The 16943-nt window shown below is 39.1% G+C and carries 15 protein-coding genes; 12 read left to right on the forward strand and 3 right to left on the reverse strand.

Annotated elements, in window-relative coordinates:
• From DC498_RS09830 to DC498_RS09845, 4 genes are all read left to right on the forward strand, one after another.
• Complete coding sequence (locus tag DC498_RS09830) at positions 1-912, forward strand: oxidoreductase (protein ID WP_116873971.1); 912 nt, start codon at positions 1-3, stop codon at positions 910-912.
• A 202-nt stretch (positions 913-1114) separates the two neighbouring features.
• Positions 1115-2161, forward strand: a complete 1047-nt coding sequence (locus DC498_RS09835; RefSeq protein ID WP_116873972.1) for an alpha/beta fold hydrolase — start codon at positions 1115-1117, stop codon at positions 2159-2161.
• A gap of 292 nt (positions 2162-2453) precedes the next feature.
• On the forward strand, positions 2454-2678 hold the full coding sequence (locus tag DC498_RS26775) for a T9SS type A sorting domain-containing protein (RefSeq protein WP_370443900.1): 225 nt from the start codon (positions 2454-2456) through the stop codon (positions 2676-2678).
• 403 nt (positions 2679-3081) lie between these two features.
• Positions 3082-4338 carry an agmatine deiminase family protein gene (locus tag DC498_RS09845; protein WP_116873973.1) on the forward strand — a complete coding sequence of 419 codons (1257 nt, stop codon included), beginning with the start codon at positions 3082-3084 and terminating at the stop codon, positions 4336-4338.
• 241 nt (positions 4339-4579) lie between these two features.
• Here DC498_RS09845 and DC498_RS26780 read toward each other — a convergent pair whose 3' ends face one another.
• The 3 genes from DC498_RS26780 to DC498_RS09860 form a co-directional block, all read right to left on the reverse strand.
• Positions 4580-4732, reverse strand: a complete 153-nt coding sequence (locus DC498_RS26780) for a transposase (RefSeq protein ID WP_370443901.1) — start codon at positions 4730-4732, stop codon at positions 4580-4582.
• A gap of 144 nt (positions 4733-4876) precedes the next feature.
• Positions 4877-5413: a YciE/YciF ferroxidase family protein gene (locus tag DC498_RS09855; protein WP_116873974.1), complete on the reverse strand. Its 537-nt coding sequence runs from the start codon at positions 5411-5413 to the stop codon at positions 4877-4879.
• 47 nt (positions 5414-5460) lie between these two features.
• On the reverse strand, positions 5461-7587 hold the full coding sequence (locus DC498_RS09860) for a catalase (protein WP_116873975.1): 2127 nt from the start codon (positions 7585-7587) through the stop codon (positions 5461-5463).
• 991 nt (positions 7588-8578) lie between these two features.
• On the opposite strand from DC498_RS09860, the gene DC498_RS09865 reads away from it, so the two are divergent.
• The 8 genes from DC498_RS09865 (at position 8579) to DC498_RS09900 (ending at position 16780) form a co-directional block, all read left to right on the forward strand.
• Positions 8579-10366: a restriction endonuclease gene (locus tag DC498_RS09865; protein WP_116873976.1), complete on the forward strand. Its 1788-nt coding sequence runs from the start codon at positions 8579-8581 to the stop codon at positions 10364-10366.
• Positions 10367-10615: 249 nt separating this feature from the next.
• Entirely contained in the window at positions 10616-11161 is a 546-nt protein-coding gene (locus DC498_RS09870) for a hypothetical protein (RefSeq protein ID WP_116873977.1), read from the forward strand.
• 254 nt (positions 11162-11415) lie between these two features.
• Positions 11416-12042, forward strand: coding sequence for a TetR/AcrR family transcriptional regulator (locus DC498_RS09875; protein ID WP_240627950.1), 627 nt, complete (start codon positions 11416-11418; stop codon positions 12040-12042).
• Positions 12043-12080: 38 nt separating this feature from the next.
• Positions 12081-13370 carry a TolC family protein gene (locus DC498_RS09880; RefSeq protein WP_116873979.1) on the forward strand — a complete coding sequence of 430 codons (1290 nt, stop codon included), beginning with the start codon at positions 12081-12083 and terminating at the stop codon, positions 13368-13370.
• An 85-nt stretch (positions 13371-13455) separates the two neighbouring features.
• On the forward strand, positions 13456-14460 hold the full coding sequence (locus DC498_RS09885) for an HlyD family secretion protein (RefSeq protein WP_116874097.1): 1005 nt from the start codon (positions 13456-13458) through the stop codon (positions 14458-14460).
• Between the two features lie 109 nt (positions 14461-14569).
• Positions 14570-14929, forward strand: a complete 360-nt coding sequence (locus DC498_RS09890; RefSeq protein ID WP_116873980.1) for a four helix bundle protein — start codon at positions 14570-14572, stop codon at positions 14927-14929.
• A 73-nt stretch (positions 14930-15002) separates the two neighbouring features.
• Entirely contained in the window at positions 15003-15917 is a 915-nt protein-coding gene (locus DC498_RS09895) for an ABC transporter ATP-binding protein (protein ID WP_116873981.1), read from the forward strand.
• Positions 15918-15982: 65 nt separating this feature from the next.
• Positions 15983-16780 (forward strand): ABC transporter ATP-binding protein, encoded by a 798-nt coding sequence (locus DC498_RS09900; RefSeq protein WP_116873982.1) that lies wholly within the window; start codon positions 15983-15985, stop codon positions 16778-16780.
• Positions 16781-16943: the final 163 nt, after the last annotated feature.

Genomic DNA, 16943 nt, shown 5'->3' on the forward strand with positions numbered 1-16943 from the left:
ATGTGGACAAAAGAAAACATTCCTGATTTAACAGGAAAAACAGCGATAATAACAGGGGCTAATACCGGCATCGGATATGAAATGGCTAAAGCTTTGTATGAAGCCGGTGCTGATGTTACCCTTGCTGCAAGGGACAAACAAAAGGCCATTAAGGCATTACAAAAAATTAAAACTGAAACTATAGGAAAAGGCAGCATTGAAATTGGCATCCTAAACCTTGCAAACCTTAACCAGGTGAAAGCGTTTTCAGATACATTTAAAAATAAACATCAGCAGTTAAATATACTTATTAACAATGCGGGTGTAATGATGCCGCCACCTTCAAAAACAGATGACGGGTTTGAGTTGCAATTCGGGGTGAATTTTTTAGGGCATTTTGCGCTTACAGGGCGCTTTTTTCCATTGCTGAAAAATGCGGCAGATGCGAGGGTTATAACTCTTTCCAGCGGCGCCGCCACACTTACGGATGGTATAGATTTCAGCAACCTGAAATTAGAAAAGCCATACGACCCTCTGAAACAATATGCCGTTAGCAAACTGGCCGATACCATCTTTGCTTACGAGCTGAACAAAAGGTTAAAAACAGCAAGCCTTGATATCATTTCTGTAGTAGCACATCCTGGCGTTACACGCACCGACCTGCAGCGCCACATTCCAAATGAAGAACTTGAATTTCAATTGGCACAAATTGGCGCTATAATGCAGCCATGGCAGGGCGCATTACCCGCGTTATTTGCCGCCACCGATCCATCCGTAAATGGTGGTGAATTTTATGGCCCTGACGGTGAAAAAGAGTATACTGGTTACCCTGCACTTTCCAAACACAATACACCGGCCATGCACGATGCCGCACTGGCTACACATTTATGGGAATATGCAGAAGAAGCAACACAGGTAAAGTTTCAGTTATAAGGGCAGCAGTCATTCAAGTTGTAATAAATTCTTCAATTTATACGGTGCATGCGCTTTGTCATATTTCTTCTGTGGTTCTATGAATCAACATACGGGAAGGATAATATGAAATTATAAAAGTTGGCGGACTTGGTGTTAACCTGTTTAAGTAATGTAAATAGAATTATGTAACATCCATTTGAAAAAATCAGATAAACCACTCATGAAAATCATATCATACTATGTAGCCCGTCAACATATTATTATGCTTATTTTATCCATTTCGGTCATTTCAGGAGGTAATAAAAACACAGTTGCGGGCATACAAAAGAGTAATAGCAAAATGATTAAAAATACTCCGCCATTCGCTTTTGACAGTATTAAACAGGTAAAGGCCGGCGAATTAAATATAGGCTATGTGTCAGTCGGACCTCCAAACGGCGAACCTGTTATTCTGTTACATGGATGGCCGTATGACATACATAGTTATACAGCATCGGCAATCATATTAGCACAAAAAGGGTATCATGTATATGTACCCTATTTACGGGGTTTCGGTACAACGAGTTTCCTTTCATCCGGTACTGCCCGTAACGGGCAGCAAGTTGTTTTTGCCCTGGATATTATCGCATTTATGGACGCGCTGAATATCCAGCGGGCGGTAATAGGCGGGTTTGACTGGGGTGCACGGACTGCCAACATCATAGCCGCGCTTTGGCCGCAGCGCTGTAAGGCACTGGTTTCTGTGAGCGGTTACCTGATCGGTAGCCAAAGAATGAACAGGGCTCCCCTGGAACCCAATAATGAACTTTCATGGTGGTACCAATTCTATTTTGCAACAGATCGCGGAGAAAAAGGTTATTCTCAATATACACAAGAATTTGCAAGGCTTATCTGGCAAACCGCTTCTCCCAGATGGCGCTTCAGCGACAGCACTTTTGCCCAATCCGCAGCCGCTTTTGATAATCCGGATCATGTAGCTGTCGTCATCAATAACTATCGTTGGCGTTTAGGCTTAGTAAAGGGTGAAAAACAATACGATAGCCTGGAAGCACAGCTCGCCCTTGCACCTGTCATTAAAGTGCCTGCGGTTAGTTTGGAGGGCGATGCCAACGGCGCACCACACCCCGAACCTTCAGCATACGCCAATAAGTTTGTAAGTAAATATGTCCATCATACAATTCATGGAGGCATAGGCCATAATTTGCCGCAGGAGGATCCTTTGGCTTTTGCCAACGCTGTTATTGAAGCTTCAAATATGGCACAATAGTTTTACGATCATAATTTCAACCGTGAATGTAATTTTTTCTAAGCCTGCTGAGGGTCTCCAGCGTCATATTGAGATAGGAGGCAATGTATCTTAGCGGGATTCTGTTAATGAGTTGGCCCTGAGTTTGCAGAAATCTGTCGTATCGCCTGCCAGCACTGTTAATCCGACATAGGAAGGCACGCTCTTCAGCCGCTCTGTAGGAGTCTTCCAGAATAATCCTACCAATTATATTGGAATAGCATACAGTCACAAAATAAATCTAAGGCTTTATAAGCCTGATAATATTATTAAAATATATCCGGATCCTGCATCTAACTGGATTAAGGTAGAGCTCAGCAATACAAAAGATATTCTGGTTACCCTTTATAACAGTAGCGGAGTACTATTCAAAATTCCATCCCAAAAAAGTAAAAATAAAATTCTATTAAACTCCGGTTCTCTGACCAATGAAATTTATTATCTGGCAATAAAAAATGAACATAATTTACTCGCAGGAAAAATAATAATACAAAAATAACCAAGAAGCTGTTTAAAATAGATTAAAAAAACAATACAGGAAACAGGAATATTGGAGAGGATATTAACATTGGGAAAAAGGCTATTGCTTAAAGCTGAGTTATTGGTACTAATTGTGACCCAATTAGTATGACTAACTATCCAACTAATGTAATCAACACCCAGTGGCAAATTGAGCGGGTCTGGGCTTTTATTTTTGTCATTTACAGGCTTACTACAAACCTTTTTAAAGCCTTATTTTCTTAGGCTGTTTTTAATTACAACCTTCCCTGTTCCAAAATTTGAAGCTCACAATAAGCCTGTATTAGCTTCTAAAAAATTACTTTTACAACAACACTAGTTTTAAAACAGACTGACGTTGTAAGCATCCTTAAAGGCATACAGGTGATCAAAATCTATTGCAAATGAGAAATATTCTACTAGTATCTACATTTATTTTCGTGAGCCCTTTTATTAGTTGTGAACCTAAAAAAGACACTTGGACAATTCCTGCAGAATTTGAAAAGCAGGAATATATTTGGTTTAGTTGGGTTCCATACGGTTTTTTAGGTGGCGAACCATTTTATACAACTATTCTTCAAGCAGTTAAAGAAATACACCCATATGTAAAAGTAAAAATTTATTATGGCGAACTTCCGAAATTTGACAAAGCAACTACAGAAAAACAAATTTTTGAAAAACTGTTAGAAAATAAAATTGATACATCAAGGATTGAACTGATTTTTGGCAATATGGTTTTTGGTTCGCTTCAAGATCCCGGACCTGTTTTTTTATTAGACGGAAAAGGGAATATGGCATTAGCTGATTTTCGGTATCAACACCCGGACAAACGTGCAGAAGAAATTGACAGGCATATAGCGAAACAAATGAACTTACCTGTTGTTTCTTCTGAACTTTTTTCAGAAGGTGGCGCCTGGCAAACCAATGGACAGGGAACAATGCTTTTGGTAGAATCGGTTGAGTTAGACAGGAATCCAAAACTTACAAAAGAGCAGATAGAAAACGAATACAAAAGGGTTTTGGGTGTTACTAAAATTATTTGGCTGAAAAATGGGCCGAAAGAAGAGGAATGGAAAAAATTGGAAAACGGCATCTACGGTATCGGAACAGGCGGACATATAGATGAATTTTGCCGCTTTACAGATACGCATACGGTATTGCTTGCAGAAGTACCTGCAAAAGATACTGTCGAAAATCCAATTTCAAAAGAAACATTTAACCGAATGGAAACCAATTATGAAATTTTGAAAAACAGTACGCTGCAAGATGGAAAACCTTTTAAAATTATCAGAATCCCAACAATGCCGCTTATTTCAAAAAAGGTAAATTATCAAAAATTACACCCAATAGAACAATCTTATTTTGCCAATGTAACCACCGATACTGTAGCGTTTTATTTGCCGGCAGGATATATGAACTTTGTAATTGCCAATGACATTATCATAACTTCAAAATATTGGAAAGAAGGTTTGCCTGAAGAATACAGGTTAAGGGACGAACTCGCCAAAGCGGCTTTAGAAAAAGCATTTGTCAGCAGAAAGATAGTACAGATTGATTGTATGCCTGTACATCACGATGGTGCAGGATTACATTGTCATTCAAGAAACCAACCTATAAAGGTAGCTGCTAATCGAGCAGGCGGTCTCACCGCTTGCAGGTAATGAGGCGCGCCTCTCAAACCACTCCCGCCTGGGCGGGATACATTTCCGTACGAACCTCGTACTTGCCTACCGGCAGGCAGGTAAAGCAGTTCATTACAATTAAGTTGACAGCTTACTTTTTCGCTGTCGTATAGCACGGATCCTATCCGCCTTGTTTTTATCTTTTGAGCGTTATGTTTGCGCTGAGTATTTAGGATTTGCGCTATAGCCAACGTTACCATTGTCCAGGATGTTTAATACATTAGTATTCACTGTACATCCGTATATCTCTTTGCATCTGCAATCCAGCTTCGCCCGTTAAAATTCGAAATCTATACTTCCGTGTCCACACTATATGATAATCGCATTTATATACTACGTGCGATTGCTTCTTATATTTGCTCTTCCCCCAAATTTAACCATTCGGCGTAGCCCAACGAATATTACCACCGTCAAAGACGGTGGGTTTCCGAGTTAAACTAAAAATAACAGGTAAATAATCTAAAATGGAATAGACTATTTACCTGCTCCGGAATACAACGAATCTTTTTAAATGCTGTTATATAGCCTTAAGATTGATTTCAGATATGGCTAATTTAGAGAGAAGGGAATCACAGTTTTTTTCTTCTTTGAGCGTTTCATTTAATAATTGTACAGCTTCTTTATGTCCTAATTGACGGGCAAATGTTGCGAGTGTACCGTAGGTAGCGATTTCATAATGTTCTACTTTTTGAGAGGCTGCAATAATTCCTGCGTCTCTGACTGCCCCTGGTTGCGTTTCTTTAAGAATATCTTTTCCTTCCTTAAGCAAACCGTCCATGGCATCGCATTTAGCCGCTACTGCTTTCTTTCCAATAGATTTGAATACCTCTTCAATCCTGCTCACATGTCCCCTTGTTTCTTTCAAATGATCACCGATAGCGGATTTAAGATTTTCTGATGAGGCATTCTTTTGCATACCTGGCAATGCTTTAACAAGCGCTTTTTCTGCCCAGTAAATATCTTTCAATCCATCCACAAAGAAGTCCAGCAATTCTTCTGCAGCATCATTTTTTGCAGGAACTTTTTTTGCTGCTTTTTTAGTCGTTTTAGGCATGATCAAAATTTTAAGATTAAACTATTAATTAAATTAAATGACAAGTATTAGGCAGGAGCTTTTCTTCCTGTTTCCCTTTCCCAAAAGCGATGCTGACCCACAGCATTCAGAAATTGTTTGATATTGCCGTCAGTGATAATGCCTTCACCATCGTGGTAACTGGTCTTTTCCATAAATGCAGCAGTATCTTTATCCGCCCCGATTGCTTTACAATGACGAAACTGTTCATTTACAAAATGAATGGCATCCGGTTCTGCCGCTAAAGCATCAACGGCCATCTTTCCACCAGGTATATATACAGCATCAAAAAGTACGGAAGCGGTATTGAATAATGTTTCGTCCGGTTGTATTTGTTTTCCGTCAGCAGTTTTTACAACACCAAGTGTCGGAGCTATCAACTTTATCTTCGCTCCTTTTGCAGCCGTCGCCTTTTGCAATTCACGAAGGGTAGCAGCATTTGTTCCATTAACAACAAGTACTGCGATGCAGCGAGTGGCGATAATTCCTTTTTTAGAACCGGCCATGCTCAGGGCAGGTGATTGTTCTATATCCTGCTTTACTTTTAAGGGTGCGTAGTCTTTAGGATTTCCATCAGCAGGTATAGCGCCATTTTCTACCGGTATTGCTTTTTGGAGTAATGGTAATCCTAGTTTACCAGCAACATATTTTGCAAGCTCTAAATTGACATTCGTTAGCGTATTTACCATCCGCTCTCTTACGGCCGGCGCCGTAACTTTAGATAATTCAAAGCTGAAAGCGTCTTTAATATGCTGTTGCTCCGGCTCACTCTGGCTGTCATAAAATAATGCCGCCTGCCCGAAATGATCCCTGAAACTTTTACTGCGCCCCCTTATTTTCCGGGCATCAATCCTTTCCGCGTAAGAAGTAAAGCCTCCTTCAGCAGCCTTTGCTAAAAAAGGACATCCACCACCTATGCTGTTAGGCGAATAGCTTGATTTCCCCTTATTGATTTGCATCTGCATATGCCCGTCCCGCTGATTATTATAAATGGTATTTACTGACCGGTTAACAGGAATTTGATGAAAGTTAGGTCCACCCAACCTGGACAACTGTGTATCTGTGTAAGAAAATAAACGGCCCTGCAACAAAGGATCGTTGGTAAAATCTATACCTGGCACAAGGTGCGCAGGGCTGAACATCACCTGTTCTGTTTCCGCAAAAAAATTATCAGGATTACGGTTTAGCGTCATCTTCCCGATGATCTGTACAGGCACCAGTTCTTCCGGTACCAGTTTAGTAGGATCGAGCAGGTCAAACGCGTATTTATGCTCATCTTTCTCAGGAATGATCTGCACACCCAATTCCCATTCAGGATAATTCCCTTCTTCTATCGCTTCCCATAGATCCCTGCGGTGAAAATCGGAATCTTTGCCTGATATCTTTTGTGCCTCATCCCACGCCACGGAATGAATGCCCAGTACAGGCTTCCAGTGAAACTTCACAAAGCTCCCCTGACCTTTATCGTTAACCAGGCGGAATGTGTGTACTCCAAACCCTTCCATCATGCGCAGGCTTCGGGGTATTGCCCTGTCACTCATTACCCACATCACCATGTGTGTGCTTTCAGGCATCAGGGAAATAAAATCCCAAAAAGTATCGTGGGCAGAGGCCGCTTGGGGAATCTCATTATCAGGCTCAGGTTTTACTGAATGAATAAGATCGGGAAACTTCATCGCGTCCTGTATGAAGAAGACAGGAATATTATTTCCCACAAGATCGTAATTGCCTTCTGCAGTATAAAACTTTACGGCAAATCCGCGTACATCCCGGGCAAGATCTGTAGAACCTCTCGAACCCGCAACAGTTGAAAACCGGACAAAGACAGGCGTTTCACGGCTGGTATCACAAAGAAATGCCGCTTTGGTAAATTCTTTTAATGATCTATTCAGCTTAAAAATACCATGCGCTCCACTGCCCCTTGCATGTACTATCCTTTCGGGAATACGTTCATGATCAAAATGAGTAATCTTTTCACGTAAAATCATGTCTTCCAGTAATGTTCCTCCACGTTCTCCAGCTTTGAGCGAATTATGATCATCATTAATTTTTAACCCCTGGTCTGTGGTTATTGTTGCATTAGTGGCATCTGTAGTAAACTTTAAAAGATCTGCCGATTTTGATTTTTTGCCTGGAGTAGATGTTGACTTGGCCATAACAATTGTTTGGTTTTTTTTACCTTATAGCGTAATTTCAAAAACCAAACCGAACTAAATGACATTGCGAATAATACAGGCAAATCAATTAAGCTACATTTAAGCACCAGGAAAATTATTTTTTTATCAGAACGTATTATTGAATTGTATGCATTTCTGATCAATGCTGTAAGAAAGAAATGATAAACGTTGCGGCAAGACAGACACGTTAACAGCACCATAAATACAGCGTCAAAATTGACTCCATAGTAGTATTATTTTCCTTTTCCTGCCATAAATCAAAGCGAGGCATACCATACACGCATGGGGAGATTTGGGGATATTTACTTCCAAAGTGTCTTAAACAAAGTGAAATTAGTCAGTGGCACTTGCCGAATACGGCAAGTTAATCTCATGCGGCAAATTCATAATTTAACCTTTCTAAGTATTATTACACTACCCGCTGCCGTAGAATTGGGGCTATTGAAAGCAATATGCATTTGTAAATATGTACTGCCTGCAGAATTATCTTTAGTTTATTTTTTCTCCATTTGGTAAAATGAATCCCTCATTATTTATGGATTGAAACCCTCTTTACACCCCGGCAAAAATATTTTAACTGCTGTTTTAAAAATTTGCTCATTTATAAAATATTACTAAATTAGTAATACAATTAATCCTCATCTTAGATTGCCTGCCACTACCCGAACCCAATTCAATAAAATGTTAGTGGCTTTGACCTCATATTCCATGTTAGTTGGAGTATCGTTTTGCGTTTGCGTATTTTGAAGAGTGCATTATCTAGAAAAGTACGTTGTAGCAAAACCGATGCGAGTTATTAAGAAACGCTGGCTGAAATGACACTATGAGAAAGCTAAAGTTGTATTGGCGCAACCACAATATAAAATTCATAACATTAAAATGCTGGTTATCAATAATTGCATATTGCGGATAATAACATAAATATTTGAGTTAGCGGTAAGGCTACCAGACATCACCAAACTATCATAGCATGACACAAAACTTCGACGATTTGCACGACATTGACCAAACCGAGGAATATACCAGAAGTTATGACATAAGGTATGTTGCGGAAATCAGGCATCAAGGCCTTGGAACTTATAGAATACTCAAAGACAAAGACCAGTGGATTTTAGACAATAAAATCGAAGCTCAATTTAAAAAGTGGGATGAGCAATGGGAGAAAATCGTTTTCAAAAATAAGTCACAAGCAAACAAAGAAGCAAATCTCAATCTTGCAGAAGAAAGAACTTTAGAAGCAAAAGAAAAACTTGATGAAATCGAGAACTTGCTAGTTCATACGCTTGATATGGACGATACAATAGACTGGAATAGTTTAAAGGATACAAAGAAATTTAAAGTACCTAACCCAAAAAACTCGATAGAAAAAGAATTTAAACAAATACCACTTCCCGAAAGTCCTTCCCATAAAGCAATTCCCTTGCAGCCTAATCAAATGCATTTTCAGCCAAAACTTACATTTATGGATAAGTTGCTGAAATCAAAGGCTCAAAAGAAAATTGACCACTCAGAAAATTCTTACAAAACTGCCATGACAGAATGGGAGGAGTTGGTTAAACAAACTAACTCATACAATTCTGAATTAGATACCAAATACAATTTATTGCTTCAAGAAGTAGAAAGGCAAAAAGAAGAAATTAGAAAGAAATACAACGTTCTTGAAAGCAAATGGGAAGAAGAAAAAAAGGAGTATTTAAGGGTTCAGGAGGAGCATAATCAAAAGATTGAAACTTTAAAAGAACTATATTTTAAAGGTGATGCAAATTCAATTATCGAATATTGCGAACTTGTTTTAAATAATTCCGAATATCCAGATAGCTTCCCAAAAGACTTTGACCTTGAATATAACCCAGACAACAGACTTTTAATCATCGAATATGTTTTACCAGCCCCTGAAGATTTTCCGAAACTTTCAGAGGTAAAATACATAGCTACCAAAAAGGAATTAAAAGAGTATTTTATTTCTGATACACAGCTTTCTAAAATGTACGACACAAGTATTTATAATATCTGTCTTCGTACACTTCACGAAATTTTTGAGGCTGACAAAGCAAACGGAATTGATATCGTAGTATTTAATGGTTGGGTTGAAACCATCAACAAGGCAACTGGTAAAAAAGTAAACAATTGCATTGTTTCAGTTCAAGCAAGGAAGGACGAATTTATTCAAATCGAACTTGCCAATGTTGACCCTAAAGCATGCTTTAAAAGTTTAAAGGGTGTAGGAAGTAGCAAACTGAGTGGAATTACAGCAGTTCAACCACTCATCCAGGTTAACAGAAGCGATAAACGTTTTGTTTCATCGTATGACGTTGCAAATACCCTTAACGAAGGACACAATTTAGCAACGTTAAATTGGGAGGACTTTGAGCATTTAATCAGAGAATTATTTGAAAAGGAGTTTAGTTCAAATGGTGGAGAAGTAAAAGTAACTCAAGCAAGTCGTGATGGTGGCGTGGACGCAGTTGCATTCGACCCAGACCCAATTCGTGGAGGTAAAATTGTGATACAGGCGAAACGATATACAAATACAGTTGGTGTTTCTGCAGTTCGTGACCTTTATGGAACTGTAATGAATGAAGGTGCGACAAAAGGGATTTTAGTTTCGACCGCTGACTATGGTCCGGATGCCTACGAATTTGCAAAGAACAAACCTTTAACACTTCTAAATGGCAGTAACCTTCTTTTTTTACTTGAGAAGCATGGTCAAAAAGCAAGAATTGATTTAGCTGAAGCAAAACGATTGCAGACAGGATAAATATAGCAAGACGAAGAAGCCCTAACCGCTAACATTGCATTGGCAATAGCAGGGGGCGGAGAATATATCCTCGTCTTTTTGTTCGCTATCAACTTCAGTCCCAACTTGACGTTAATAATTTGGCTTTTGTGCATATCTTCATCTTCGGTTTTTAAATCGGCAGCAGTCCGGGCAGACGATTTTCAAATGCCCTGCCATCGCCAATGCTTTACCGTTGCCTGTAATTTTTGAGCACCACACTTTTGGAACATGACTTTGACATATCAATTAGACCAAAACGACTTTTTGCAACATCAATTATTTTTAGCATCTAAGATTGACAGAATAAAAAAGAAGCGATTAAAATCTTGGCTAATCGCTTCTGGTACATTCTTTCTGTTGGGTTTTTTGTTTTTTGACAGCAATAATCCATTACTTGCATATTATTTCTTAGCATTTGGAATAGTGTCGTTAATATTTTATCCACTTTATCAGCGAAATCAATATAAAAGTCACTATGCCAAATTTATTTCAGACACATATAAAAACAGATTTGGACAGACCGCAAATATTCATTTTGCTGAAAATGTAATAGAGACAAATGACATTACAGGAGAATCCAAAATCAATTTGTCAGAACTTGAAAATGTGACCGAAACTGGTGAGTATTTTTATCCGAGTCTCAGAACTGGTGGGCACTTGATAATCCCCAAATCAAAGATTAGTAATATTCCCCAATTGAGACAAGAACTAAGACAGCTTTGTGGCAGACTAAAAATAAACTATATAGAAGATTTGAATTGGAAATGGAAATAAAACTACAGGCAACAGGCAGTTTTGCGTCAGCAGGGGCGTCGAATAAATCCTCATCTTAGTGCTACTATCCACTACATATCCGGCCGACCGAACACTAATGAACAATAAAATATATTTTCAACTTTTGTATCTTACACCGTCAGCAGTTCCAGGCTGGACTTGTTCAAAATTTAATCATTTGATTAAAACGTTTGGATAAATCAAAAACTTGTTTATATCTTTGTGCCTGACACGAATTTTAATGCACAATGGCGATGAAGAAGGAAATAAAAACATTGGACACCTCAACCGAAGAAAAAATAAAAGAAGCTGCCCGAACCGTATTTCATAAAAAAGGCTTCGCAGCTACCCGCACAAGAGATATTGCGGAGGAAGCAGGCATCAACCTGGCGCTGCTTAATTATTATTTCCGGAGTAAGGAAAAGTTGTTTAATATCATAATACTTGAAACAGTTACAGGTTTTGTGCAAAATATGTCAATGGTATTAAATGACGGGAGAACCACGATTGAAAAGAAAGTAGAACAAATCGCTTCCAACTACATTGACTTCATCACCAAAGAGCCGAATATCCCGATTTTTATGTTGAGCGAAATGCGCAACAACGCAAGTGGATTAGCAGAAAAACTGCCGATTAAGCAAATTGTTTTGAACTCCATATTTTTTAAGCAACACCAGGAAGCGGTAGCAAAAGGAAAGATTACAGAACCCGATCCTTTACATTTTTTGATGAACCTTTTAGGATTGACAGTGTTCCCTTTCCTCGCCAAACCTTTGCTGCAAACAGTGAACGGAATGAATGATGCGGAATTTAGCAAAATGATGCAGGAACGTAAAAAGCTGATACCGGTTTGGATAAAAGCGATGATGAAGGCAAAATAATTTTTTTTCTCTTAAACTAATCAAATGATTAAAACGAAATGACAAACAAGATGATAAAAAAAGCAATTTTGGCTGCCTGCTACTGGATATTAGCTGTCAACGCTGTCAATGCACAGTGGCTCACGTTGGATGAATGTTACCGGCTGGCAAAGGAAAACTATCCGGCGGTTAAGAAAATGGACCTGGTGACCAAGTCGGCAGATTATACTATAAATAACGCCAGAAAAAAATTTTTGCCGCAATTCAATATAGCGGGACAGGCTACTTACCAGTCGCAGGTAGTGGATTATGGTGATTTGCTTGGCGGGGCTTCTTCTCCTTTGGGCTTTTCGCCACCCGCATTCAGCAAAGACCAGTATAAAATTTCTGGAGAGGTGGAGCAGTTATTGTTTGATGGCGGAAATACCCGTTATCAGAATGAGATAACAAAGGCCAATGCCGGCTTACAAAAACAAAATGTGGAAGTGGAACTGTATGCGATAAACGACCGTATCAACGCTATTTTCTTTTCTATCCTTTTGCTGGATGCACAACTGGAACTGAACAATCTTAAAATTGCCAATCTCCAAACCCAGTTGGACAAAACAGAAGCTGCCTACAAATACGGAACGGCTTATGCCAGTGATGTAAACGAAATCAAAGCCGAAATAGAAAATACAAAATCTTCAAACATTGATTACGGGGGAAACCGCTCGGCTTTTCTGAAAATGCTTTCTGTTTTTATAGGTAAGGAAGTTGCATCTTCTTCGGAACTGCTGAAACCTGAACCTGAGCTGCCATCAGGAGAAATCAACCGCCCGGAACTGAAACTGTATGATTTGCAAAAAAACATTCACGTAGCACAAACAAAACAACTGAAATCAGGCTATATGCCCACATTCAAAGCATTTTTCCAGGGTGCTTACGGAAGACCCACGCTTAATCCTATTTCTAATGATTTCGGAGCGTGGTATATTACCGGTATCCGGCTTAACTGGTCACTCGGAAGTCTTTATACACTGAAAAATCAACGCGCTATTTACGATCTGAACAGCCAGGCTGCAGATACAGACAAAGAAACTTTTATCCGTAACGTACAAATGGATATTGCCCAACAGGATGAAAACATAAAGAAGTACACGGAAATCATCGGCCAGGACAATAAAACGATTGAATTGAGAGAAGCAGTTACCCAGTCAGCTTCTGCACAACTGGCAAACGGTGTTATTACTACCCACGAATATATCCAGAAGGTCAATAATGAAAATGCAGCAAAGCAAAACCTCATCTTACACCAGATACAGTTGTTGCAGGCACAGTATAATTTAAAATTTAAGTCAGGCAATTAAATTAATGGACAGTGGATAATGAACAATGGACGATGGACAGTGGACGATGAAAACAAGCAATTCAAAAAATAAAATACAGACAGAAATGGAAAATAAGATCAATGTATTATTAAAGGCAATCAAAAAATCATTGTCAATTGTCAACCGTCAATTGCCAATTAGAAAGTCATTGCTAATTGTTTTAATAGTATTATTTCTCGCTTCGTGCAGTAACAAAATGGACTATGATGCTTCGGGAAACTTTGAAGCAGATGAAGTTATTGTATCGGCACAACAGAACGGTGTTTTACTTACCTATAATGTAAAAGAAGGAAATCAGTTAAAAGTTGGTGATAATGTTGGTCAGATTGATGTTAAAATTGTGGAACTCCAAAAAGCACAGACTGAAGCGAGTATTGAAGCATTAAATCAAAAAACAGTAGCTCCCAACGACCAGGCTGAATTGGTGCGCCGTCAGTTGGAAGTGCAAAAAGCACAACTGGAACAACAGCTAAGAGAAAAAAATCGTACCGAAAACCTGGTAAAGGCAGATGCTGCCACACGCAAGCAACTGGACGACATCAGCGCGTCTATCGATCAGTTGAAAAAGCAAATTGCAGTTACGGAACAGCAATTAAAAATAAATACCTATAACACCAATACACAGAACCGCAGCATATTGAGCGAAAAAGCTCCAATGGAAAAAATGGCAGCACAGCTTCAGGAACAAATCAATAAAGGTCAAATCATCAACCCTATTAACGGAACTGTATTGGCTAACTATGCCCTGCAGGGAGAAATGCAAACAATGGGCAAACCTCTTTACAGAATTGCTAATACAGAAACGCTTGATCTGAGGGCTTATATTACCGGAGCACAATTACCACAGGTAAAAATCGGACAATCAGTAAAAGTAAGGATTGATGATGGCAAAGGCGGTTACAAAGAGTACCAGGGAACCATTACCTGGATTTCAGCAAAATCTGAATTTACACCTAAAACCATTCAAACCAAAAACGAAAGAGCCAACCTGGTGTATGCTATCAAGGTAAATGTAAAGAATGATGGCTATCTGAAAATAGGAATGTATGGAGAAGTATTGTTTAATTGACAATGGACGGTGGATGATGAATAATGAATAATGGACAGTGAACAATGAAACGTTAATTTTCAATTGTTAATCGCTAATTGAAAAATCATCAATTGCTAATTATAAAAATATGGAAAATATTATAGCGGGTAAAAGTTATGCTTCCGCGATACGGATTGTGAATTTGTATAAACATCTTTCTAATAAAAAGAAGGAATACGTTCTATCAAAACAATTATTGAGCAGTGGAACGGCGATAGGTGCTTTAGTTAAAGAAGCTGAACACACCCAATCAAAAGCCGATTTTTTGAACAAAATGAATATAGCACTCAAAGAAGCTAATGAAACCGAATACTGGTTGATGTTACTGAAGGATACTGATTTTCTTACAGAGCAGGAGTTTGGTTCAATGAAAGAAGATTGTTTATCTATCTTAAAGTTACTCATCAGTATAGTAAAAACAACTAAGCAAAAACTTAAACGCGGTTAATGGAGAGTGGGCAATGGACAATGAATCGTCAACTGTCAACTGTCAATTGTCAATTGTAAAACTGTCAATTAATATGAGCTCAGTAAGCGTAAAAAATATCATCAAAACCTATAACAAAGGCGAGGTAAAAGCTGTCAATGATACCTCATTTGAGGTAGCTAAAGGCGAGTTATTTGGTTTGATTGGCCCCGATGGAGCAGGCAAAACATCCATATTCCGTATCCTGACTACCTTGTTGCTTGCAGATAGCGGAACGGCAACGGTAGAGGGATTTGATGTGGTTAAGGATTATAAGGAAATCCAAAATATTGTAGGTTATATGCCCGGTCGCTTCTCACTGTACCAGGATTTAACAGTAGAAGAAAACCTCAGCTTTTTCGCAACGGTTTTTGGTACTACCATTGAAGATAATTACGAGCTCATCAAAGATATTTACGAGCAGATAAAGCCTTTCAGCAGCAGGAGGGCAGGAAAACTTTCAGGAGGTATGAAGCAAAAACTGGCTTTGTGCTGTGCCCTGATCCACAAGCCTAAAGTTTTGTTTCTGGATGAACCCACCACAGGTGTAGATGTAGTTTCGAGAAAAGAGTTTTGGGATATGCTTGGCAAACTGAAAAAGCAGGGCATCACTATTGTTGTTTCCACTCCTTATATGGATGAAGCTACGCTTTGCGACCGTATCGCATTGATACAAAACGGCAGTATAATGTCCATTGATACACCCGGCAATATCATTAACAATTTTCCTAAAGCCTTGTTCGCTGCCAAAGCGGATAATATTTACAAGCTCTTGCAGGATCTACGCGCTGAGGCTGAAGTTGAAAGCTGCTATGCCTCCGGCGAATATACACGTTTTACGATGGGCCATGGACAATTGACAACGGACAATGTAAAAAGTAGACTGATTGAAAGCGGACATAAAAATCTTGTAATTAAGAAAATTATCCCAGGCATAGAAGACTGCTTCATTCGATTAATGAACAGTTAAAAGTAGACAATGGAGAGTGGACAGTGGACAGTGGACAGTGAATAATTGCAAAACAAAAAATAGTTATGGATAACAATAGAACGAATAAATCATCCTCAATTGAACAATCGTCAACTGTCAATCGTCAATTGTCCATTGAATGTCGGAAACTGACCAAGCAGTTCGGAGCTTTCAAAGCTGTTGATGAAATTTCCTTTGATGTAGAACAAGGCGAGATATTCGGTTTTCTCGGTGCAAACGGAGCAGGAAAAACCACCGCAATGCGTATTCTTTGCGGGCTATCCTATCCTACCTCAGGCCAAGCCACCGTAGCCGGTTTTGATGTATACAAACAGCAGGAAAGCATTAAAAAGAATATTGGCTATATGAGCCAGAAATTCTCCCTGTATGATAACCTGACCATATTAGAAAATATTGAGTTTTATGGTGGAGTGTATGGCGTTTCGAGGCCCGATATAAAAACACGCAGCAACAAACTGATCACCACATTGGGGTTGGAAAAGGAAGCTAAAAAATTAGTAGGCGAACTGCCTTTGGGATGGAAACAGAAACTTGCTTTTTCGGTTGCCATTTTCCACCGTCCGAAAATTGTGTTTCTGGATGAACCCACCGGAGGCGTTGATCCTGTAACCAGGCGGCAGTTTTGGGATATGATTTACGAAGCGGCAGCCGACGGGATTACGGTATTCGTAACTACGCATTATATGGACGAAGCAGAATATTGTAACCGCATCAGCGTAATGGTAGACGGTCGTGTAGAAGCGTTAGACAGCCCGGCAAACCTTAAAAACAAGTTTAATACTGATACTATGGATGATGTTTTCTATCAATTGGCAAGAGGAGCTAAACGAATGGACAATTAACAATGGACGATGGAGAGTGGACAGTGGACAGTGAATAATTGAAAAACAAAAAAACAGTTATGGATAACAATAGAAAGAATAAGTCATCCTCAATTGGACAATCATCGTCAACTGTCAATTGTCAATCGTCAATTGAAAAATCGTCAACTGTCAATTAAAACAA

It is taken from the genome of Terrimonas sp. (assembly GCF_003075435.1).
In the GTDB taxonomy this organism is placed as follows: Bacteria; Bacteroidota; Bacteroidia; order Chitinophagales; family Chitinophagaceae; genus Agriterribacter.